The sequence below is a fragment of the Pseudomonas fluorescens genome (genome assembly GCF_902497995.1).
GTDB classification, from domain to species: domain Bacteria; phylum Pseudomonadota; class Gammaproteobacteria; order Pseudomonadales; family Pseudomonadaceae; genus Aquipseudomonas; species Aquipseudomonas fluorescens_BK.
Window position 1 is genome coordinate 25,700 of record NZ_CABVII010000018.1, and the last position, 22,865, is coordinate 48,564.

General features: G+C 58.9%; 19 protein-coding genes. 12 read left to right on the forward strand and 7 right to left on the reverse strand.

Annotation, left to right across the window (positions count from 1 at the left end; translation table 11 throughout):
* Positions 1-394: 394 nt before the first annotated feature.
* The 3 genes from puuE to F8N80_RS20455 all read right to left on the reverse strand — a co-directional run bounded on the left by puuE (position 395) and on the right by F8N80_RS20455 (position 2,903).
* Positions 395-1,288 carry an allantoinase PuuE gene (gene puuE, locus F8N80_RS20445; protein ID WP_150744738.1) on the reverse strand — a complete coding sequence of 298 codons (894 nt, stop codon included), beginning with the start codon at positions 1,286-1,288 and terminating at the stop codon, positions 395-397.
* On the reverse strand, positions 1,288-2,160 hold the full coding sequence (locus F8N80_RS20450) for a GNAT family N-acetyltransferase (RefSeq protein ID WP_150744737.1): 873 nt from the start codon (positions 2,158-2,160) through the stop codon (positions 1,288-1,290). Before F8N80_RS20450 ends, puuE begins: the two co-directional genes overlap by 1 nt.
* A gap of 113 nt (positions 2,161-2,273) precedes the next feature.
* Positions 2,274-2,903: a hypothetical protein gene (locus F8N80_RS20455; RefSeq protein ID WP_150744736.1), complete on the reverse strand. Its 630-nt coding sequence runs from the start codon at positions 2,901-2,903 to the stop codon at positions 2,274-2,276.
* A gap of 545 nt (positions 2,904-3,448) precedes the next feature.
* Here F8N80_RS20455 and F8N80_RS20465 point away from each other — a divergent pair.
* Together F8N80_RS20465 and F8N80_RS20470 are read left to right on the forward strand one after the other, a co-directional pair.
* The gene (locus F8N80_RS20465; RefSeq protein ID WP_150744735.1) at positions 3,449-3,694 is read left to right on the forward strand and encodes an AzlD family protein; all 246 of its coding nucleotides are present in this window, start codon (positions 3,449-3,451) and stop codon (positions 3,692-3,694) included.
* 74 nt (positions 3,695-3,768) lie between these two features.
* Positions 3,769-4,407, forward strand: a complete 639-nt coding sequence (locus F8N80_RS20470; RefSeq protein ID WP_150744734.1) for a LysE family translocator — start codon at positions 3,769-3,771, stop codon at positions 4,405-4,407.
* Between the two features lie 45 nt (positions 4,408-4,452).
* On the opposite strand, the gene F8N80_RS20475 is transcribed toward F8N80_RS20470, so the two are convergent.
* Positions 4,453-5,028 (reverse strand): AbfB domain-containing protein, encoded by a 576-nt coding sequence (locus tag F8N80_RS20475; protein WP_150744733.1) that lies wholly within the window; start codon positions 5,026-5,028, stop codon positions 4,453-4,455.
* A 376-nt stretch (positions 5,029-5,404) separates the two neighbouring features.
* Positions 5,405-6,973 (reverse strand): arylsulfatase, encoded by a 1,569-nt coding sequence (locus F8N80_RS20480; protein WP_150744732.1) that lies wholly within the window; start codon positions 6,971-6,973, stop codon positions 5,405-5,407.
* A gap of 281 nt (positions 6,974-7,254) precedes the next feature.
* Between F8N80_RS20480 and F8N80_RS20485 the strand changes: the two genes are divergently transcribed.
* The 8 genes from F8N80_RS20485 (at position 7,255) to F8N80_RS20525 (ending at position 16,057) form a co-directional block, all read left to right on the forward strand.
* On the forward strand, positions 7,255-8,571 hold the full coding sequence (locus F8N80_RS20485; RefSeq protein ID WP_150744731.1) for an alpha/beta hydrolase: 1,317 nt from the start codon (positions 7,255-7,257) through the stop codon (positions 8,569-8,571).
* A 14-nt stretch (positions 8,572-8,585) separates the two neighbouring features.
* Complete coding sequence (locus F8N80_RS20490; RefSeq protein ID WP_150744730.1) at positions 8,586-8,990, forward strand: hypothetical protein; 405 nt, start codon at positions 8,586-8,588, stop codon at positions 8,988-8,990.
* A complete protein-coding gene (locus tag F8N80_RS20495) occupies positions 8,974-10,050 on the forward strand; it encodes an alpha/beta fold hydrolase (protein ID WP_224790724.1) in 1,077 nt (358 codons plus the stop codon). The genes F8N80_RS20490 and F8N80_RS20495 overlap by 17 nt, the downstream gene beginning before the upstream one ends.
* A 270-nt stretch (positions 10,051-10,320) precedes the next feature.
* Positions 10,321-11,451, forward strand: a complete 1,131-nt coding sequence (locus tag F8N80_RS20505) for a CaiB/BaiF CoA transferase family protein (protein WP_150744728.1) — start codon at positions 10,321-10,323, stop codon at positions 11,449-11,451.
* A 135-nt stretch (positions 11,452-11,586) separates the two neighbouring features.
* Entirely contained in the window at positions 11,587-12,780 is a 1,194-nt protein-coding gene (locus tag F8N80_RS20510) for an acyl-CoA dehydrogenase family protein (protein ID WP_150744727.1), read from the forward strand.
* A 14-nt stretch (positions 12,781-12,794) separates the two neighbouring features.
* A complete protein-coding gene (locus F8N80_RS20515; protein ID WP_150744726.1) occupies positions 12,795-13,943 on the forward strand; it encodes an acyl-CoA dehydrogenase family protein in 1,149 nt (382 codons plus the stop codon).
* A 324-nt stretch (positions 13,944-14,267) separates the two neighbouring features.
* Positions 14,268-15,551: an AAA family ATPase gene (locus tag F8N80_RS20520; protein WP_150784582.1), complete on the forward strand. Its 1,284-nt coding sequence runs from the start codon at positions 14,268-14,270 to the stop codon at positions 15,549-15,551.
* Positions 15,548-16,057 carry a hypothetical protein gene (locus tag F8N80_RS20525; RefSeq protein ID WP_150744725.1) on the forward strand — a complete coding sequence of 170 codons (510 nt, stop codon included), beginning with the start codon at positions 15,548-15,550 and terminating at the stop codon, positions 16,055-16,057. Before F8N80_RS20520 ends, F8N80_RS20525 begins: the two co-directional genes overlap by 4 nt.
* Positions 16,058-16,181: 124 nt before the next feature.
* Here F8N80_RS20525 and F8N80_RS20530 read toward each other — a convergent pair whose 3' ends face one another.
* Positions 16,182-16,499: a phage major tail tube protein gene (locus F8N80_RS20530; RefSeq protein ID WP_224790725.1), complete on the reverse strand. Its 318-nt coding sequence runs from the start codon at positions 16,497-16,499 to the stop codon at positions 16,182-16,184.
* Between the two features lie 134 nt (positions 16,500-16,633).
* Between F8N80_RS20530 and F8N80_RS20535 the strand changes: the two genes are divergently transcribed.
* Positions 16,634-18,445, forward strand: coding sequence for a DUF1302 domain-containing protein (locus F8N80_RS20535; RefSeq protein WP_150744723.1), 1,812 nt, complete (start codon positions 16,634-16,636; stop codon positions 18,443-18,445).
* Positions 18,446-18,472: 27 nt separating this feature from the next.
* On the forward strand, positions 18,473-19,840 hold the full coding sequence (locus F8N80_RS20540) for a DUF1329 domain-containing protein (protein WP_150744722.1): 1,368 nt from the start codon (positions 18,473-18,475) through the stop codon (positions 19,838-19,840).
* Between the two features lie 135 nt (positions 19,841-19,975).
* Here F8N80_RS20540 and F8N80_RS20545 read toward each other — a convergent pair whose 3' ends face one another.
* On the reverse strand, positions 19,976-22,666 hold the full coding sequence (locus tag F8N80_RS20545) for a LuxR C-terminal-related transcriptional regulator (protein ID WP_150744721.1): 2,691 nt from the start codon (positions 22,664-22,666) through the stop codon (positions 19,976-19,978).
* Positions 22,667-22,865 lie beyond the last annotated feature (199 nt).

The following is a 22,865-nucleotide window of genomic DNA, read 5'->3' on the forward strand; positions in this document are numbered from 1 at the left end:
GGAATAGTCGAATCGTATGGCCGGCGGGCTGGCTAGGCAAGCCGGGGGTGCCAGCGACCAAACCAGGCTGCGGCGACTGCCTGAGAAAATATCGCAACTACTCTCGCAGGTCTCGCGCACCCACGCATGATCGGCGCGTTCGAATTCAGTCAATGGCAGCCTGTCGCCGTCAGCGGGTTCAGATCACTTCTGGTCAATCTCGAGGGGCGGAAAAGGGCCCGGAGCCAGACGTTCAGGTGTTCCTTGCCAGACAGTGCAATACAGTCTGAGCACGTCTGGTATCGATTGCCTGAAGGATGCCTCAGCGATATTAGAGGAGGAGCAGAGCGCCTGACGCAGAACGGGTGATGTTGATACCTCAGCGTGGCTCAGGTCGTTCCAAACCACTGACCACTCAGGCGGGGAATTGGGCTATCCAGTGCCTGGCAATCTCTTCGCGCCGGCAGATCCACACCGCGTCGTGGCCTTGCACGTAATCGAGAAAGCGCGCCAGCGCCATCGCACGACCAGGATGGCCACTGATCCGTCCATGCAGGCCGACGCTCATCATCTTCGGGTGTCGCGCGCCCTCCTGCCACAGCAGGTCGAAGGCATCCTTGAGCAGCCGGAAGAAGTCTTCACCGCAGGCGAAACCATTGGGCAGCAGATAGCGGGCGTCGTTGTTGACCAGTGTGTAAGGGATCACCAGGTGGGCGGGCGAGCCTGGGAGCCAATAGGGCAGATCATCGTTGTAGGCGTCCGAGCTATAGAGAAACCCGCCTTCCTCACGCAACAGGCGGCGGGTGTTCTGGCTGACCCTTCCTGTGTACCAACCTGTGGGGCGTTTACCGCAGATCTGCTCGATCACGTCGAGGGTGAGGCGGATATGGCGCCGCTCCTGGTCTTCAGGCATGTCGCGATAGTCCAGCCAACGGTAGCCATGCCCGGCAATCTCATGCCCGGCAGCGCAGAGCGCATGGCCAATCGCCGGGGTGAGTTCCAGTGCCAGGCCGACGGCGAAGGCGGTCAGCGGCAGGCCTCGGGCGCTGAACAGTTCCAGAATGCGCCACACACCGGCGCGTGATCCGTATTCGTACATGCCCTCGACGCTCAAGTCCGGTTCCCCCACACGCGGCGGGCGGCCCGGTAGCTCGTGAAGCCAGGCCTCCGACTGTGCATCGCCATTGAGGATGCATGACTCCGCGCCCTCTTCGATGTTGAGTACGAACTGGACCGCGACGCGCGCCTCACCGGGCCATCGCGGGTGGGGTGGGCAGCTGCCATAACCGATCAGGTCGCGAGCGGACATCAGCCCAGCTCGAAGGTCGTGACGCCGAACACACGTTCGTGCGCGATCGCCGGAGGAGGGCCGAGGTACATGCGTGCGCAGCCGAAAACCTCGATCATGCCCTGTTGGTGCACGAGCGCCATCGCGGCGGGGTTATTCTGCGGGGCATCGAGAAACAGCGGGCCACCCTGGGCAAATTCCGCAAGGCGCGCGTAGAGGGCATTGGCTGCCAGGGCGTCATCGGCGAACAAGGGGCCGATCTTGTAGCCTTCCCGGCAGCGCCTGACTACGCCATAGCCGCTTAGCCTGCCCTCGCGCCGGCAACCCACGGCGAGTGCATCGGCCTGGGCTATCCACCCGCTCAGGAAGGTTGCGCGCGGGGCGGGGAAGCAGGTGCGGTCGTAATCGACAACCTGATCGAACGGGAAGGTGGCCAATGGGACGATGTCCTGGTCGTCTACCGGCGAGGTCGTCGGGCGGGCGGTGAGATTGGCACGAAAACGCATGTTGCGATGGGAGAAGACGAAACCGCCCTTGGCGTAGTAGTCCTGCATCGCGAAGACGCCGTCCATGCCGATGCTCGCGCCTGGGCGCAGGCGGGCGAGGAGTCGCTCGCGGCGTGCGTGCCAGAGGGTATTGCCCAGGCCTTGACCGCGATATTCAGGCCGGACGATGAAAAAACCCATGAAACCGAATTCGCCATTGTAGGAGGTGATGGCACCGCCGCCGATCAATTCGCCGCCCTGGTACGCCGCGATGAAGGCGGCAGGGTCCGTAGCCCAGAACAGCTCGGCATCGTGAAGGCCGGGATTCCAACCCTCACGGGCAGCCCAATCGACGAGCTCGTCCAGCTCGGGACGGGTCATATTGCGTATGACCAGCTGATTCGACACCGCGAAGTTCTCCTCAGTCGCTAATCGAGCCTGTGGTCCATCCCCACTCTGAACCCTTTCGGTATAGCTTCAACCCGAGTCGGGCGCTATGGAAGGACTGATAATGGCGCTGATTAAAATCGCGGCGGGCTAGTTGAGCCGGCGCCACGAGGCTCTGTGTCACGCAGCATTGCCCGTGCCGGATCGGGTATGCCCGAGCTGGCGCTTGAATGGTTGGCCTTTGCCTCCAGTCTGGAAGCCCGTTTGCTGACCTCGTTGATATCGACAGGACTCAACGTGGTATAGGCGCCGCCGATGCGGAAGGTTGCGGGGATGCCCACCTTATAAAACTCGAGGCGTTTGTCGTTGCCTATGGCGAACCATCCATCGGCGCGCAATGCTTTTTCCAGAGCCTCGCGCTCTTGCGGTTGAAATTCCAGGCGAATGGATCGGTAGGTCAGTCTCTCCGGTGCCACACCCATGATCTTGGGGCTTCCCATAGGATCTGCTTCGCTGGAAAAGTTGTCTGTGACATCCAGTGTGATTTCCGCGCTACTGGCCGTTGCGCCAAAAACGACCATTGGCTTGCTGCGTGTGCACGATAGGTAGTTTTGGAAATCAATGCACTCTGTAAATCCTTGCGCTTGCCCGAGAGCTTGGCTTCCAGGAACAAAGAGTCCCGAAACCTGAACGGATGTCAGGCGTTCAGCAGAATGGGCAGTGCCTGCCACGAGTAGAAGAAAGATTGCTCCCATCTTGGTCATGTCACGGCTCCTTCAGATCTATCGGGTTTGATATGAATCATGGATCGCCTGTCGATCCCTGATGCGCAACGCGCTTTACCGGATCCGTGCTGGCGTTTTCCGTACGAGGGGATGTTAGTCATTAAAATAGCTTGCGGCCGTTGTGTGACACATTTGTTCAGAATCTGCACTGTTTCTGAAGCAAGCAGGAGGTGTCAGCGCTCGCTCAACGCTCCTCTGATTTGCGGTCATGGAACCCGTATCCACGACTGCCAGGAACGTGCGCAACCAGTCGATCTGCAAATCCTTGGAATGAATCATCGTGTCCAGACATTCGATAATCGAATGCCTTGGATAACAGATATTCGCTTTTCTGGGTGACCCATGGGCATTCACACTGGTCGCCACAACGACCGCAATAGCGATGCAGTGAGTAGGGCCAATGACCCACCCATACACGAGAAACGAGATCCTGCGAGGGGCGAGGGATGCTCTGCCGGTCATGTTCAAACGCAAGGTGATCCCGGCCTTGTTCTTCATGGCGGACGAGGGCTGGGCGATCAGTTATGCCGACACGCCTGGCGGGTTATCTGCTGCTGCGCAAACGCAAGCTCGGGCCGCGTGCCCGCGCGGTCATGGAGGCCGCACCGGGGTGTGTGCTGATCTCGGTGATCGCGCCACACTTCGTCTCGCCTCATCCTGAAGAATTGCTCGCATTGGCCATCACGCTGGTTGCCGCGTGGCGCTTGCCGATGCTGTTCACCGTCGCGATTGCCGTGGGGTCGCTGGCGGGGCTGCGGTTGCTCCTGTAGGTGCTGAGTAATTTGCATCATCAGGCAACGAAACCTTCGGTAGTATGCCCTCAATTTTCTACGAGCCTGGAACCATGGACCCGAACACTCTGCTGGCTTTTACCCTGGTCGCCGCGATTGCCATCGCCAGCCCGGGGCCTGCGACATTGATGGCGATCAACAACAGCCTGGCCCATGGCCAACGCAGCGCAATGTGGTCCTCGCTGGGCAATGCCAGTGGCCTGTTCTGCCTGTCGGCGGCTGCGATGCTGGGGTTGGGGGCGCTGCTTGCCAGCTCCGAAGTGTTGTTCAACATGGTCAAGATCGTCGGCGCCGGGTATCTGTTCTACCTGGGGGTGAGGCAACTGCTCAACAAGACGCCGCTGCTGGCTAATGGCATTCAGGAGGGGCAGAGCCTGCGGCCCACACGGCTAAAACTGTACAGGTCGGCGTTTTTTACCGCGCTGTCCAACCCCAAGGCGACGCTGTTTTTTACGGCGTTGTTCCCGCAGTTCATCGACCAGGGCGCAGCCCTGTTCCCGCAGTTTCTGATCCTGACCGCGATTTTCATGGCGCTCTCAGTGTCGTCGTTGAGCCTGTATGCCGCGCTGGCCTCGCGCGCCAAGGGCGTGCTGGTACGACCCGAGCTGTCCCGCTGGGTTAGCCGGGTGGTGGGGGTAACGTTCATCGGATTTGGTGCTGCGATTCTCGCTATACGTAGGCAGACGGCCTAAGACACGAGTGTTGATAGCGGCCGGGTAACGCAGCTCCGAGTCTTGTTATTCCGGCTCCGCGGGAACAAGGTTGGTTCCGTCGTCAATGGGTTTTGAAGGCGGATACACCGTCAGAGGCGGAGAGATAATGAATGTTGCATCCTGCTTAAACAACTGACTTCCATCAGACTTGCCTAGCCAGAGTTCGAAGTTAGAATGCCGTATGTAGTGTTTAGGGAAATTGACAGATTCAAATGAGCGAGCTTCAGAGCTGGCAAGCCCCGATACAACACAGAATGTGGCATCTTCCTTGAAAAGCTGGTCATCGGTCTGCTTTGCCAACTTCAATCTATAATTCTGGTGCCTCAAAAAGTGGCCTGGATAGTTGACAGATTCGAATGAGCGGCATTTGCCTGCCAGCCCTGGCACAAGTCGAAACGTTGCGTCGTTCCTACCCAGCTTGTCGTTAGCGACGATGGGATCGATGTAACCCAAAGAGAGTCGATGGCGAATGTAACGATCGGGATAGTTCCACGACTTGAAGGAATTAGGCTCTTGGGCATAGCTGAACTGTGACAGCAGTTGCGATAAGAACACTGCCGAGACCACGGCCAGACCTTTTAGGAAATAGTTTAAATACATGCGCCACCTTTTCCTGTAGTACCGGTTATCTGCCCATCGTTATGCACCAGAGCCTGCGACTTGCCTGAAGATTATCCATGGGACGTGCCGATGGCTAACTCTAATTTGGCATAATTTTTATCGCCTAATATTCTGAAAAATGTCGTTGCGGATTTTTTTTCGCTAAGTCCTGACAATAGTTAATGTTATTAAAGGCAGCTAATGCTGTATTGGACAAGCTGTCCTGTGATCGCTATTGGCTGAAAGCTGCCTGTCACGAAGAGCTGCTATCGACCCAAGTGGACATTCGCCAAGGGTATAAATAAGTTTTGTATTGTCAAAAATACCGCCCACTCATACGTGGGCGGTACGATGATTTATTAATGAGGTTGTCCTTTCATTTTTTCTCATCAATTTTTGCATCTACGGCAGCACGGATCTGATCGATGCTGAAGCTGGCCGGTTTTTGACTCGGTGGATAGTCGATGAAGGTTTGCAGGAATGCAGCCGATTTCATCACGGCCATTTCGGTCAGATAAACGTTCTTGGTGGACCAGTCATAGTACTGATCGGATACGACGTCGGCGCGTTCGTAGGGGTCCATGCGCAGGTTGAAGATTTTCGGCACCCTCAGGCACACGAAAGGTTCACTCCAGACTTTGAAACCACCCGGTTCGCGCTGTTCGCAGAAGACCGCTTTCCAGTTGCCATAGCGCATGGAAACCAGCACGCCGTCGTCGTTGAAGTAGAAGAAATCCTTGCGTTCGCCCTTGGGCTGCTGGCCCGTCAGGTACGGCAGTTGGTTATAACCATCAAGGTGCACCTTGAAATTGGTACCGCCGGCCGTGGGTGCCCAGCCCTTTAGCAGCTTGTCCTTCACACTGGTGTCGCCTGCGGCAGCCAGCAAGGTCGGGAACCAGTCCAGGCCCGAGAATATCTCGTTCGAGACTTCGCCCGGCTTGATCTTGCCCGGCCAGCGGATCATCGCCGGCACCCGGAATGCGCCTTCCCAATTGGAATTTTTCTCGTTGCGAAAGGGCGTGGTCGCGGCGTCCGGCCAGCCGAACTGGTTCGGGCCATTATCGGTGGTGTAGACGACGATGGTGTTGTCGGCGATTTTCAGGTCATCCAGGGTTTTCAGCAGCTTGCCGACATCACCGTCATGCTCGAGCATTCCGTCCGCGTATTCGTTGCCGGGCATACCGCTTTGCCCCTTCATCGAGTCACGCACATGGGTATACGCGTGCATCCGGGTGGTATTCATCCAGACAAAGAAAGGCTTGTCGGCCTTGGCCTGTTTCTCGATAAACGCCTGCGCCGCCGCGGTGGTTTCGTCGTCGATGGTTTCCATGCGCTTGGCGGTCAGGGCGCCGGTGTCTTCTATCTTGCCATCGGCGAAGCTGTGGATCACCCCGCGCGGGGAAGCGGCCTTGACGAACTCGGCATCATCCTTCGGCCAGTAGGGACGCTCCGGCTCTTCTTCGGCGTTGAGGTGGTACAGGTTGCCAAAGAATTCGTCGAACCCGTGGGCGGTCGGCAGGTATTCGTCACGGTCACCGAGGTGATTCTTGCCGAACTGGCCGGTGGCGTAACCCTGGGACTTAAGAGCCTGGGCAATGGTGATGTCACGTTTTTGCAGACCGACAGTCGAACCTGGCATGCCCACTTTGGTCAGGCCGGTACGCAACGGTGCCTGTCCGGTAATGAATGAAGAGCGTCCTGCGGTGCAACTGTTCTCCGCGTAATAGTCGGTGAACATCATCCCTTCCCTGGCAATGCGGTCGATATTTGGCGTCTTGTAGCCCACTACGCCCATGGAATAGGCGCTGATGTTGGTCTGGCCAACGTCGTCGCCGAAGATCACCAGAATGTTGGTTTTTTCCGCGGCTGCGGCAGTGGCCGAAAAAGCCATCACCGAGACGGCCAACAGGGCATATCCCGTTAGCCACTTGCGTTTACGGGTCATATTGGCTGCTCCCTTGAACTTGAGTTGAGGTTGGCCACCAACCTTGTGCGGTTGCACTAACTCAAGGGTCCTCGCGTCAATGCGACCAGACAGGTGCAATGCAGGCATCCTTTTCACGGTAGCCCAACTGAGGTTTTCAGCTTTGTCAACCGATGGCTGGCTCGCTGCTTTTTGGTGAGGCCCGGGGCTTACCCCCCCATCGAGGGTAGCCACCTTAATTCTGCTGCTCCGTAAGCTATTGCTGATGCGCGGTATACGGAGTCCCTGCGAACGGAGTGGCAATGAAAAACAACAAAAAACAACAGGCGCAACCAGAGCAACCGGTAATCGGTATGCCCCGGGTATTGCGTGCGGAGCAGCCCGATCGCGAGGCGCGTGCATTCTTGCGCCTGGCCAACTTCTCCATGTGCCTGCGCCCCGCAGAGGATTTCTCGCTGCCCAGGCTGCGCCAGGGCTGGCGATTGACGGCCCTGGCTCTGGGGCGCAACCCGCCGGTGGGCTCGGTGACCGAGCAAATGATCGACGGGCCGGGCGGCGCAATCGCGCTGCGCATCTTCAAACCTGACAAGGGAGAACCGTTGCAGCCCGCGTTCATGTGGTTGTTCGGCGGCGGTTTCATCATCGGCGATCTGGACACCGCCGACGGTATTTGCCGCAGCATCGCTTTGGCCGCCAATTGCATTGTCGTTGCCGTGCGCTATCGTCTGGCGCCGGAGCACGATTTGTCTGCAGGCCGTGCCGATGCCCTGGCGGCGCTCGAATGGCTGGCACAAAACGGCGCGCAATTAGGGATCGATACCAGCCGCCTGGCGATAGGGGGCGATTCGGCAGGCGGCAATCTCTGCGCGGCCGTTGCCCAGGAAAGCCTGCGTCGCGGTGGCCCGGAACTGAGCCTGCAAGTGCTGGTTTATCCGGCAACCGAGTTGGTGGAGAAATTCCCTTCCTACGCGCAGAACGCACACAGTCGGTTGCTGCTGACCGATCATGCCGTGCAATGGATCGAACAGACCCTGGCGCCTTCGCTCGACACTCTGGACCTGCTTGATCCCTGGTATTCCCCGCGCCGCAGCCCGGACCTGCGCGGCCTGGCACCGGCAGTCGTCGTCAGTGCCGGTTTCGATCCGATCCGCGATGACGGCCTGGACTATGCCGCCCGTCTGCGCGCGGCCGACGTGCCGGTGGAACTGTTGCACTACAGGGGCCAGTTCCACGGGTTCCTCAATTTCGATTCAGTCAACGGTGCCAGTCGCGATGCATTGCAACGCATCGGCGATGCATTGAAGGGCGTATTCGGCAAACAACCGGCAGCGGACCGGACGATCGAGATCGCCGACAAAATGCCCCGCAGGCATTCGCGTCTGCGCGCCACCGCCGACGATCTCGCGACCTCTACCCTGACCACCTGGATCGTCACCGAACGGTGGGGGAGAACCTTGCTGCAACAGCTGTCACCCAGGGCGGTGAGCGCCTGCCGGCTGTTGATCAAACCCTGGCTCATGCCCTGCGCGATCATGCGGCGCAAAGCCATTTCCGGCCTCGGCCGGCTGGCCGCGCGCCAAACCTGGCCGACAGAGAAAAACTTCACTGTGAAATCTTGATCGAGGAATACGTCATGGCATTACCTGATCCGTTTAGACTGTATCGCGAGGCCATTACCCGATTTGAAAACAGCATCAATGCCCTGGCCGCCCGCAATATCGATTCAAAAGAGCTTGGCCTTGTGATCGACCAATATTCCCGGGTCTCGCTCGGCTTGCAGCACCTGTCGCAGACTTCGCTGGAGCGCTTGCACAAGCGCATGGGCTTGCCCAGCCGCGCCGAAGTCGACACCCTTGCCGCCTCTTTGCGGCGTGTGGAGGACAAGCTCGATCAATTGCTTCCAGCGCCAACCACGACGGCGATTGCACCGCAACCGCCACGCACGCGACGCCCACTGGCTGAAGTGCGCCCGGCGCCTCTCAAACCGGCATCCAAGCGCAAACGAAAGGCAGGAGGTGACGATGAGCCGGCCGCATGACAACAAGCCCGCCGACCTGTCGTTGACCGACAGGCTGCGTTCAGAGGTCAGCATGATGGCCCAACGCAGCCTCAAGGGCCTCGAGTATCTCTGCACGCCGCCGCCAGCCGTGGGCTTGACGCCAAAGTCGCTACTGCACCGTCGCGGCACCCTGGGCCTGTACCACTATCACGCAACATCGGACGAGATCTATCGCGTGCCGTTGCTGTTTGTCATGGCGACGACCAGCAAGGCGGCCATCTTCGATCTGACGAAGGGGCAGAGCCTGATCGAGTTTCTCCTCGCAAAGGGTTACGACGTCTATGTCATGGACTGGAATGCACCGAGCCGGGAAGAGTCCCACCTGAAGCTTGAGCACTACGTGCTCGACTTCATTCCCGATTGCATTCGCCGCGTGCAGCAAGACTCGGGCGTGCAAGACATCACGCTGATCGGCTACTGCATGGGCGGTGTCCTTTCGACCCTGTATGCCGCACTGCATCCCGGCGGACCGTTGAAGAACCTGGTGTGTTTCACAACGCCTATCGACTGGACGAAGATGCCGCTGGCCAAACAACGTCACTTCAAGGCCGAGCGCTTGATCGATGCCACGGGCGTCGTCCCGCCACAGACCATCGTCAAGGCGATTGAACTGCATCGACCCGCAGGCCGTATTGCCGGCCGGGCGCGGCTCTGGGACAACATGTGGAACGACGACTACGTCAGGGGTTACCGCATGATGGCGCGATTCAGCGACGAAACCCTGCCGCTTCCCGGCGAATACTTCCGGCAGCTCCACCAGGAACTGGGGCAAAAGAATTCGCTGTACGAAGGCGGCTTGCGCATCGCTGGCCAAGAGGTCGATTTGAAGAAGATCGAGGTGTCGCTGCTGCACGTCATCGCCAAGTATGACTCTCTGGTTCCGCCGGACTGCGCGCAGCCTTTGGTGGCCCGCGTGGGTTCGCGCGACAAGGAAGAGCTGATGCTGCCGGGTGGTCATGTCAGCGTGGTGGCGGGACCGGCCGCAGTCAAGCGGATGTGGCCCAGGCTCGATCAATGGCTGGGAGGGCGATCCGTTTGATCCTGTAGGAGCGAGCTTGCTCCGGGCGGCGTTCCGACGATGGTATTTCAGGCGCTGAGTGGCGTCGGCTGTACCTTTATCGCCAGCAAGCTGGCTCCTACGGGGGTCGGCGGCGGTCGACTGATGGGCATCCCATCAACAGCATTCGTTGGCGTGGGTTGGTTCAGGGGGGGCAATTCCCCCCATAGGGTGTGGGGCAACCATGGCGCCAGGAATCTAGTGTCTTGAGTTGCAGCGAACTCCCTCCCTATAACAAAAGAGAACCCTGAGATGCCCGGACCTTTGGCAGGTGTGAAAGTAGTGGAAATGAATGCGATCGGCCCCGCGCCGTTTGCCGCCATGATGCTGGCGGACATGGGCGCGGAGGTCATTCGCGTTGACCGTCATGTGGCCGGTTTTCTCAATGCCAATGGCAGTCTGCTCGGGCGCGGCCGCCGCAGCATTGCGATCGATCCGCGCAAGCCCGGCGCCACTGAAGTGTTGTTGCAACTCATCGACGGCGCCGACGTGCTGATCGAAGGTTTCCGCCCCGGCGTCATGGAGCGCCTTGGCCTGGGGCCGGACGTCTGCCTTGAACGCAATCCGAGGTTGGTCTACGGGCGCATGACCGGTTGGGGCCAGAGCGGGCCACTGGCACAGGCGGCAGGGCATGACCTCAATTACATCGCCCTGTCAGGCGTACTCAACGCCATGGGCCATGCTGATCGGCCACCGACTCCACCGTTGCATCTGGTGGGTGACATGGGCGGTGGGGCGATGTTTCTGGTTACAGGCATTCTGGCCGGTCTGTTCGAGGCGCAGAAGTCCGGCCTGGGGCAGGTCGTGGACGCCGCCATCTGCGACGGTGCGACGTTGCTCGGCAGCATGTATTACGACTGGCGTCATCAGGGCCAGTGGGACGACCAGCGCCAGCACAACATGCTCGATGGCGGTGCGCCGTTCTATGGTTGCTACACCTGCGCCGACGGCAAATTCGTGTCCATCGGCGCCATCGAACCGCAGTTCTATCAGTTGCTGCTGGAGTTGTGCGGCATCGACGATCCGGACTTCAGGCAGCAATGGCACAAGCAGGACTGGCCGCTGCTGCGCCAGAAGCTGGAGACGCTGTTCATGACTCGCACCCGCGATGCCTGGACGCAACTGCTGGAAGGCACCGATGCCTGCTTTGCCCCGGTGCTCGATTTCAGCGAAGCCTTTACCCACCCGCACAACCGCGCTCGCGGCCTGTTCATGGAAACCGCCGGCGTATTGCACCCGGCACCGGCGCCGCGCTTGAGTCGTACGCCAGTGAAGGCGGGAAGGGTGGTGAAGAACGGCGAAAACACCCTCGAAATCCTTGAACAACTCGGCTTGAGCATTGAGCAGCTCGACGAACTGCGCGACGTCGGCGCGATTGTTTGAGGGCAATGGCTGACTGCCTGTCAACCCCCCCTACCGTTGGGGGGGAGGTCTCTCTGATCAATCTTCTAACGTGGCCGCCAGTGGGTCAGTCGAGCTGTCCTTGCCCACTTTCAGCCGAATGTGAGGAGTACATCAGTGGACATCCAATTCACCCCTGCCGAAGTGGCCTACCGAGAGGAAGTCCGGGCGTTTTTGCGTGACAGATTGCCGGCCGATATCGCAGCGCGCGGTCGCCAAGGCAAGCGTTTCAACAAAGAGGATCAGGTCACCTGGATGCGCCTGCTCAACGAGCGCGGATGGTTGGCGGCCAGTTGGCCCGTGGAATTTGGCGGCACCGGCTGGGGCGCGGTGGAGAAACACATTTTCGAGGAAGAATGTGCCGCTTTCGGCGCGCCGTGGGTCGTGCCGTTTGGCGTCAACATGGTTGCCCCGGTGATCATCAAGTTCGGTACGCCGCAACAGCAAGCGCGTTTCTTGCCCCGCATTCTCAGCAGTGAAGACTGGTGGTGTCAGGGCTATTCCGAGCCGGGTGCCGGCTCTGACCTGGCCGCTGTAAAGACCCGCGCCGTGCGTGATGGCGACCACTATGTGGTCAACGGTCAGAAAACCTGGACGACCCTGGCGCACTACGCCGACTGGATTTTCTGCCTGGTGCGCACCGACCCCGAAGCGCAACAACAGCGGGGCATCAGTTTCCTGTTGATCGACATGAAGACCCCGGGCATTACCGTGCGCCCGATCATCACCCTCGATGGTGAACATGAAGTCAACGAAGTGTTCTTCGACAACGTGCGCGTGCCGGTGGAAAACCTGGTCGGCGAGGAGAACAAGGGCTGGACCTGCGCCAAGTACCTGCTCACCCACGAGCGCACCAGTATTGCCGGCATCGGCCAGGCCAAGCAGATGCTGAGGCGGCTCAAGCACATCGCCAGCCAGGAGCAGCGCGACGGTCTGCCGTTGATCGATGACATCCAGCTGCGCATGCAGATCGTCGAGCTGGAGATCCAGCTGATGGCTATCGAAATGAGCAACCTGCGCATTGTCGCCGCTGCCCGCGACGGCGGGGTGCCAGGCACCGAAAGTTCGTTCCTGAAGATCAAGGGCAGTGAAATCCGTCAGGCCATCACGTACCTGATGAGCAAGGTCCTGGGCCCGTATGCCATGCCTTTCGTCGAAGAAGAGCTGGGTTATGGCAAGCAAGCGGATCTGTACCGCGACTACAGCACCACGCCTGCCAGCCAATACCTGGATATGCGCAAGACTTCGGTCTACGGCGGTTCCAACGAAATTCAGAAGAACATCATCGCCAAGATGATTCTAGAGCTGTAAGGGGAATAGCGATCATGGACTTCAAACTTTCCGAAGAGCAGCAAATGCTGCAGGACACCGCCGTTCGCCTGGTGCGTGACAATTATGCATTCGAAGCGCGCGAGCAGTTCGCCAAGAGCGAGCTGGGCTACAGCCTTGCCTTTTGGCGGCAGCTGGGCGAACTGGGCCTGACCGCCGTGCCATTCGCCGAGGAGTTGGGTGGATTTGGTGGCAGCGGCGTGGAGACCCTGCTGATCATGACCGAGCTGGGGCGTGGCCTGTGTCTGGAACCCTACCTGCATTCGGTGATCTTCGCCGGTGGTCTGCTGACCCAATCAGGCAGTGACGAACAACGCAGCGAATTGCTGCCGGCCGTTGCCAGCGGGCAATTGCAGTTGGCGGTGGCCGTGGACGAGCCGACCAGCCATTACCAGTTGCACGATGTACGTACTCGCGCCGAAGCCGTGGACGGGGGCTGGCGACTCAACGGGCGTAAATCGGTAGTGGTCGCGGGGCACAGCGCCGGGTTGATTGTCGTGTCTGCGCGTACTGCTGGCGGCGATCGTGACGAAACCGGCATCAGCCTGTTCCTGCTCGATTCGCGTGCGCCGGGAGTCAAGCGCCGTGCCTACCCGACCATGGATGGCCGCAATGCTTGCGAACTGTACCTGGACGACGTTTTCGTCAGTGCCGCCAGTGTGCTCGGCGAGCCCGGCCAGGCCCTGGCCGCGCTGCGCTATCAACAAGGCCGCGCGCTGGCCGCGCAGTGTGCCGAAGCGGTGGGCAGCATGGAAGCGGTGTGCGACCTGACGCTGGACTATCTCAAGACCCGCCAGCAGTTCGGCCAGGCGATCGGCAAGTTCCAGGCCCTTCAGCACCGCATGGTGGACATGCGCATCGAGCTGGACCAGGCCACCTCCATGGCCATCCTCGCCGCGTGCGCGGCCGATGCGCCAGACAGTGACGAGCGCAGCCGCACCCTGGCCGCCGCCAAGGTATTGATCGTGCGCGCTGCCCGGTTCATCGCCGAGCAGGGTATTCAGCTGCACGGTGGCATCGGCTTGACCTGGGAGTACGTGCTGTCGCACCACGCCAAACACTTACTGATGCTCAGCCATCAGTTCGGCAACGACGACCATCACCTCAAGACATACAGCCGGCTGCTTCAGGGCGGGGGCCGGTAATCTCCTGGCGGTGCACGCCACCCGCACCCACGGGATCTGCGTCGCCCTGATTCCCGGAATTCATTGGCTGGATCTTGAGGTGACCAGCGGCCGGGACCGCAACGCTGAGCGGGTGGTCGACGAGAAGGAGCACCTGCTTTGCTGGACCACCTGGTGGCGCATGGTGGCGCATGGTGGACGCTTGATCTTTGCTCGCTCGATTGGGCGGATAGATCCAGTCCTTATGAGCAATGAACCCTTACAGATGCCTCTGCCTCATTCAGTGAGCTCGGAGTAACTGTATGATGTCTCGTTTAAGTCTAATGTCCTCAGCAAGGAGCACCCATGATCACTGAGCTGCTGCTCGAAAATTGGAAAAGCTACGAGAAAGCCACGCTTTACATCGATCCGCTTTCTGTACTTGTGGGTACCAATGCCAGTGGTAAGTCAAATGCTTTGGATGCGCTCCTGCTCCTGAATCGTACCGCGTCTGGGATCATGCTGACTTCCGCCCTGCAAGGCGATGGGGTGCAGATCCCCCTCCGTGGTGGTATAGAGTGGGCGGCCAGACGGCCGGGTTCAAAGTTCGCTTTGGCTGTTACCTGTCGCGCTGATGACCTCACGGATTACGAGTATCGATTGGAAGGCAGCATCCGGGAAAATCGTTGCGAGCTACATGCAGAACAGCTGGTTCGGGTCAAATATCGACTGGGTAAAGATGGTGCACGAAAATCACCCTCTGGCAATATCAAGTTGTTCCGCACAGATGCTTGCGCTGATGAATCACCGACAATCGTAGCGCGTCTTTATAATGAAAAGCAGGGATCTCCTCGACAACTCAGTCGCACACATTCAGTTCTATTTCAGTTGGTCGGCCAGAAGCTGAGACAAGAAATCCAAGATGGCGTCAGCCTGGTCATTTCTGCTCTGCGAGATATTTTTATTCTCGACCCGATCCCATCGCATATGCGGGGTTACTCATCACTTTCTGAACGTTTGGAGTCTGATGCGCGCAATATCGCTGGGGTGCTAGCGGCGCTGCCTGAAGAAAAACAGAAGGAAATTGAATCTGTACTCACTCGCTACGCTAGCAAATTACCGGAGCGAGATATTCGAAGGGTTTATGCGGAAACCGTCGGGAAGTTCAACTCTGACGCAATGCTCTATTGTGAAGAGTTTTGGCGAGACCAGGGTGAGACGCCAACTGTGGACGCGCGTGGTATGTCCGATGGTACGTTGCGATTTCTTGCGATCCTGACTGCACTATTAACACGTCCACAATCGAGCCTCTTGGTGATTGAGGAAGTGGACAATGGCTTACACCCATCGCGAGCTCGCCTACTCCTGGACATGCTCAAAACAGTAGGTACGCAGCGTGGTGTAGATGTTTTGGTGACAACCCATAACCCGGCGTTGCTGGATGCCATGGGCAACGAGATGGTGCCCTTCATCACCGTAGCCAATCGTGATCCGTCTACTGGCCATAGCGTACTGACGCTGTTGGAAAGTATCGCTCAGCTACCGAAATTGTTAGCTCAAGGCCCTATTGGGCGCCTTTCCAGTCAAGGGCTCATCGAAGAAAGTATTACCAGCGCACAGACTGCAGTGGCAGAAGGAGTTGCCGAATGAGTCAACGCATTTTGATAATTGACACCTCAGTACTTTGTTGCTGGCTGCAAGTTCCTGGTAAAGCAGAGGCAGGACCGGTCACGGATCGTTGGACTCACGAGCGGATTAGCAAGCTGATTGCGCTGGAACTCGAGCGAAAGAGCACATTGGTATTACCCTTAGCAACATTGATTGAAACGGGCAATCACATTGCCCAAGCCCCTACTGATCGGTTCGAGTGCGCCACAGCTTTAGCGGGCTACCTTCGTGAAGCAGCAAATGCCACTTCGCCATGGGTCGCGTTCACAGAACAAACGGTACTTTGGCAACCAGAGAATCTGCTCGCCCTCGCTAACGCATGGCCACAGCTTGCTGCGCAAAAACTAACAATTGGTGATACCACCATCAAGGACGTGGCCGAATACTACGCCAAGGCAGGCTATACCGTCGAAATTTTGACTGGAGATGCAGGCTTAAAAGCTCATGAACCTGCACAACCTGTAAGTATCCCTCGGCGACGTCGCTGATTATCGATACGAGTGCATATAACCTCTGCAGGATGCAAAAATTATTGCAACTGACTCTCGTTGATAGCCTTGACCTTATGGTTAAAGCCGCTCTCAGAAGCTGCTTTAACTATAATCCCCACGTTCAACTAATCTCCAAACTCCTGTTATGCCCTCCCAACCGATCCACCCCACCGATCCGAAAAATATTCGTCATATAATCCAGCAACACCCCCTCATTCCCATTCAGCCCCTGCCGTCCATAGGTCGCTGAAAGCGGCGTCTCATACTTCGTCGGGTCCCGCGCTTGGTGGCTGCCGAACTGGTGCTCCTTCCCGGTGATGGTCATGGTCGTCACCAATAGAATTTCATTCACCAGCCCGCCATTGTTGAAGAGCTGCATATGTTGCGCATGTGGGTGATGGTGGGCCTGGATATTCTCAACTCTGAACACCTGCACCACCTCATCGCTTATTTATCCATCCCCCCCGTTTTCCCCCTCCTGCGGGTGGGCGTGATGACCGGTCCGGCTCTTAGGATCGAATCGCTCTAAACACAAAAACTACAAGAAAACATTTCACACAATTGGAGTGCCGCATGACAAAAAAAATAATGCAGGGTGGCTTTCGCCCCCAACTGCTGGCGGCTGCCGTTGCCATCGGCATGAGCACCCAGGCCAATGCCGTCAATTTCGAAATCGGGGAAATCAAGGGGCAGTTCGATACATCACTTTCCATGGGCGCCAGTTGGGCGCTGCGCGGCGGCGATCCTGATTTCATTTCCCCGTTCAACTCGCAAGGTGCGCGCGGCAATTCGTCGTCCCGGCTGTCTGACGACAACCGCCTGAACTTCAAGAAGGGCGAAACCTTCTCGAAGATATTCAAGGGTATCCATGACCTGGAATTGAAGTATGGCGATAGCGGCATCTTCGTACGTGGCAAGTACTGGTACGACTTCGAACTGAAGGATGAACACCGGCTGTTCTATGACATCGACGACAGTGGCCGCAATGACATGGCCAAGGCTTCCGGTGCCGAATTCCTCGATGCCTTTGTCTATCACAGCTACAACATCGGTGAGCTGCCGGGCAACGTGCGCCTGGGCAAGCAGGTGGTGAGCTGGGGCGAGAGCACCTTCATCGGCAACAGCATCAACTCGATCAACCCGATCGACGTGGCCGCCCTGCGTCGTCCGGGGGCCGAAGTCAAGGAAGGCCTGATTCCGGTCAACATGTTCTACATGTCGCAAAACATCACCGAGAATTTCAGTGCCGAGGCTTTTTATCAGCTGGAATGGGAAAGTACCGTCGTTGACAACTGCGGCACCTTCTTCGGTGCCGACCCTCTGGCCAAAGGTTGCAACGACCGACAGGTGGGCGCCGGGCTGGATCTGGCGCCGGGGCTGGCCAACAACACGGCCAACCCGCCTGGGTTCAACAACAACACCGACGACGCTTACACCCCGCGGGTGAAAGACAACGAGGCCCGTGACGGCGGTCAGTACGGCCTGGCGTTGCGCTGGTTCGTGCCTGAGCTCAACGACACCGAGTTTGGTGCGTACGCGATGAACTATCACAGCCGCAGCCCGTACCTGAGCACGCTGCGGTCGACCGTGGCGTTCAACGCCGCCAACCCGATCCCGGCGCTTCGCGCTTCGCGTTATTTCGTCGATTACCCGGAAGATATCCGCCTGTATGGCCTGAGTTTCCAGACCAACGTTGGCGGCACCTCGCTGGGCGGCGAAATCAGTTACCGGCCGAACATGCCGCTACAGCTCAACAACACCGACCTGGCAGGTGCCACGACGGGTAACCCGACGGCGCTGTTGAATCGCATTGGCTATGCCACCACTGCTCTGGGCGGCGAGATCAACGGCTACAAACGTATGCCAGTGCTGCAAACGCAGATGACCGCCACCCAGTTTTTCGAGCAGGTCATGGGGGCCAGTCGCCTGACCCTGGTGGGTGAGGTGGGCTACAACCGCATCAATGGTCTGGGCGAGGCCGATGGCACCGATCTGCGCTTTGGTCGTAGCGGGATTTTCGGTGTCGGCGTTCAGCCTGGGGCAGCCAATGCCGCGTGCCTGAGCACAACCAACAACCCGCAGCAGGAATGCAACGACAAAGGCTTCTACACCACCAGCTCCTGGGGCTACCGCGCCCGCGCCCGTCTGGACTACCCGAACGTGTTCGCCGGCATCAACCTGGCGCCGAACCTGGCCTGGTCGCATGACGTGGATGGCAACGGCCCGAACTTCGAGGAAGGGCTCAAGGCCGTCAGCCTCGGTCTGGATGCCGATTACAAAAACACCTACACCGCGAGCCTCAGTTACACCGATTTCTTTGGTGGCCATTTCAATACCAACGGTGACCGTGACTTCGTCGCGCTCAGCGTTGGCGTGAACTTCTAAACAGAAGAAAGACGAGAGAAACCAAGCATGAAAACAACAACAATGATGCACATAGGCACACTGGCGCTGACCCTGCTGGCCGGCCAGGTGATGGCGGCAGTTTCTCAGGAAGAGGCGGCAAAACTGGGTACCAGCCTGACCCCGCTCGGCGCGCAGAAGGAAGGCAATGCCGATGGCAACATTCCGGCCTGGACAGGTGGCTTGAAGCCCGGCGCGGCACCCGTGAGCAACCGATTCCTGGGCGATCCGTTCAGCGCTGAAAAGCCGATCCTCACGATCACACCGGCCAACGCCGAACAGTACAAGGACAAGCTCAGCGCCGGTCAGTTGGCCATGTTCAAGCGCTATCCCAACACCTACAAGATTCCGGTGTACAAGACCCACCGCACAGCGGCTGCCCCGCAGGAGATCTACGACGCCACGAAAAAGAGCGCGTTGAACACTCAGCCAATCGACGGTGGCAATGGCCTGAGTCATTTCAGCGATTCTCGCAGTTTCGCTTTCCCGATCCCGAAGAACGGTGTCGAAGTACTCTGGAACCACCTGACGCGCTATCGGGGTCTCAACCAGCGGCGCCAAATGGTCCAGGCCACGCCGCAGGTCGATGGATCGTTCACCATCGTCGAGTTCGAAGATGAAATGGCGTTCCCGCAATACATGAGCGGTGATGACAAGGAGAGTACTGCCAACATTTTTGCCTACTACAAGCAGCGCGTGACGGCACCGGCACGCCTGGCCGGTAACGTCGTGCTGCTGCACGAGACCATCGATCAGGTCAAGGAACCGCGCCTGGCCTGGGTCTACAACGCCGGTCAGCGTCGCGTGCGGCGTGCGCCGCAGATTGCCTACGATGGGCCGGGGACCGCGTCGGACGGCATGCGCACTTCGGACAACGGCGACCTGTTCAATGGTGCCCCGGATCGCTACGACTGGAAGCTGATCGGCAAAAAGGAAATGTACATTCCTTACAACAACTATCGCCTGGCTTCGCCCTCGCTGAAATACGCCGACATTCTCAAGGCCGGGCACATCAATCAGGACCTGACCCGCTACGAACTGCACCGTGTGTGGGAAGTGGAAGGCACCCTGAAACCGGGTGAGCGTCACATCTACGCCAAGCGCCATATGTACTTCGACGAAGACACCTGGCAACTGGCCGAGGTCGACCATTACGACGGTCGTGGGCAGTTGTGGCGTGTCGCTGAAGGCATGGCCATGAACGACTATGAACAAGGCGTCGGGACCTACGCCGGCCAGGTGCTGTATGACCTGATCGCCGGACGCTACCTGGCCATGGGGCTGGGTAATGAATACAAGGAAGGGATCGAGTACGGCGTGAAGCCGAACCTGGCTGAATTCACTCCGGCGGCCTTGCGCAACGCAGGCATTCGCTGATCCCTCCTGTTGTATCGAGCGATCCCCTGTAGGAGCGAGCTTGCTCGCGATGGACGTTAACGATAACGCGTACCGCCTGAATGATCGCGTTTTCCAGACGTTCTTCGCGAGCAGGCTCGCTCCCACAAAGATCCCTTATTGCTCGGCCCTTTGTCGTAACGCAGTCAGTGCCTCATAGCGGGACGACACACCCAGCTTGGTGTAGATGTTCTTGAAGTTCCACTTGATGGTTTCCTGACTCAGATTCAGGGTCTGGGCGATGCGCTTGTTGGGCATCGACTGCTCCAGCAGGCTGATGATTTCCAGTTCTCGCTTGGTAAACAGCGAAGACTCTCCAGCCGCCGAATCCTTCGCAGCGCGTGACGATGCCGGGCCAGTGCTGGCGCAGTTCAACGGGGCGGCTGCCAATCGAATTCGGTAGCTGTCCAGTACCGGATCGTCCCGGCAATCCAGGTTGGCCAGCAGGGCCAGCAGGGAAGGGCCTTCGTCCAGCAGGGTGCGCACCAGGCCCAGCCCATAGCTTTCCCCGACGACTGCACGCAAAACCACGGCGGATTCCGCCTGGTGTCCCAGATCATTCAGCGCCACGGCACGCAATAGATTCGACTGGACTCGCCATTTGCCTCGACTGTAGCGGCTGGCGAATTGTTCGACGATGTCCAGCGCCAGGAGCGCGCGGTCCGGCTCTTGCCTGGCCAGGCAAATGCGTGCCCGCGACAAGGCCGCAAGGGCACTGATTTCATGCGCGACCGGGGTGTCGCCGCAATGACGGTGGGTTAGCGCATCAAGGCCGGCTCTCTGGCTTTCACACTGCCGCCAGTCGCCATTGCCCAGCAGAATGCGTACTTGCTCGGTCAAGTTGTGGGCCAGCGCACGGTCGAAACCTCTGGCGCGAAATTCCATCGCCATCTTGGCCAGATACGTCAGCGCGCTGGCTGACGATTCCTGCAGGTAGTTCACGCGGGCGACGCTGATCATCGCCGAGATGCTCACCGACGGCGGGGCGAAGCGCAAAAGATCGAGGCGGTTGCTCAAGGCTTCGCGCACGTCGTCGATGCGGTCCATTTCGTAATGCGCTTCGGCGACCGCCACTGCGCAAGTGCAGGCGCTGACCGAGCGACGACCGTGATTGCTCTCGGCCAAGAGCAGGACATCGATGAGATGCCGCGAGGCCTCGAGGACATTCCCGCGCAATAGAATGCCATGGGCCGTGGTGGCGATGATCATCAGCGCCAGTTCATCATGGCTGGTGCGAAGCGTTTCGCATTCGGGGCTGTTGAGGTACTGCCAGGCCTGCTGTTGCTGGCCGAGGTAGACCAGGCAGTTGATGTACAGGCAGACGCGCATTCGCTCATTGAATGGATGGGTAAAGGTTCGCTCGGGCAAGCCCTGAACAAGCTGGTTGCAGCGTGCCAGGTCATCGTGTTGCAGGGCGATCGCCGCCCTGACTAGATCGATCTGTGGCCCCCAGGTGGCCTTGGTCGCTGTGCTTTTTTCGAGTACGTCGATCCAGGTTTCCGCCTTGCCGGTCAGCATCGTCAACAAGCAGCCCCAGGCGCCTTGCAAGAGCACTTTAGGGTGCTGGGTCAGCTGTTCCAGGGGGACGCAGTCGAGCCAGCGCATGAACTGGCCAAGATGACTCAGGCTGTGATAAGACGGCTGTTTACGCTCCAACAGCCGTACCAAGTCCTCGAGGTTTTCGCTGAGCACTGCGTGGCGGGTCGCCTCGCTCACCATCCCGGCTTGTTCGAACCACTGCGCGGCGCGCAGGTGCAGCCGGGACACGTCGACGTCCGAAGCGGCCAGGCGTTGTTGCAGGAACTCGGCGAACAGCGGGTGCAGTCGGTACCACTGTTGGTGGCTTTCCATGTCGACCGGCAGGATGAACAGGTTGTGGGCCTCGATGCTGGCGATGAGGTCGACGGCTTGCGGTGTCTGGCTGACGTGCTCCGCCAACTGCGCATTGAAGCGGCGCAGAATCGAGATTTTTTCGAGAAAGCCGATGATCTCTGCCGGCAATCCGTCCACCACGTCTTCAGCCAGATAGTCGCGCAGGTCGCTGTTGCCCGGGAGCAGTCGATGGATCTTCGCTTCCTTGCGCGGGTTGGCCTTGAGGGAGATGGACATCAATTGCAGGCCGATGGGCCAGCCGTCCGTATTGTCGTGGATGGCGTGCGCCAGCTCCATATCGATGCCGTCGTCCAGATAGGCCTTGAGGAAGGCCAGGGATTCATTGAAATCGAAACCGAGCTCGGTGGCGTTGATCTCGCAGAGCTCGGCCATGGCACGCAGCCGCCCGAGTTTCAGATTGGCATTCACCCGTGAGGCCAGCACGATGTGAAGCTGTGTCGGGGCGCCATCCACCACCAGCTGTACCAGGCGCGAAATACGTGGATCGGTGGCGAAATGGAAGTCATCGATCATCAAATACAGCGGGGTGCTGACCCGCGCCAATGTGTTGATCATCACTGAAGCCAGGGCGAGCAAGCCGTCCAGTGACTCGCGCTCGATCAATAGCAGCAGGTCATCCTCGAGGGGGACGCCGGCGTTTTGAAGGGTGCAGATGAGGTTGGCGCAGAAAGACTCCAGCACACCATCCTCCTGCGCCAGCGACAACCATACAACGCTGTTGCCGTCCTTGATCAGGCTCTGGCGCCACTGCGCCATCAATGTGGTCTTGCCGAAACCCGCGCTGCCGTTGATCAGGATCAGCCGGCAATCCCGAGCCGCCTGCAGGCGGGCCAGCAGCACTTCCCGCAGCACCGCGTGGCTGCTGATGCGTGGCGGCGAGAAACGGGTGGTGATCGGCGAGGTATTCGGAGGCATGGCTAATCCAGTCTGCAACGGATTTGAAGGGCCTTGGGGAAAAGGCCCCACTGCGTTGTTATGTTTTGCAGGATTAGGCCGATTGCCGCGCGTTTGTGCAACGACAAAATTAATGGAGGCCGGGCGAGGGTGGGGGGGCCACCCATATACCCCCCGCAGGGAGCGGGTACAGCCTGCGACCACTTCGCAACGATGGCAG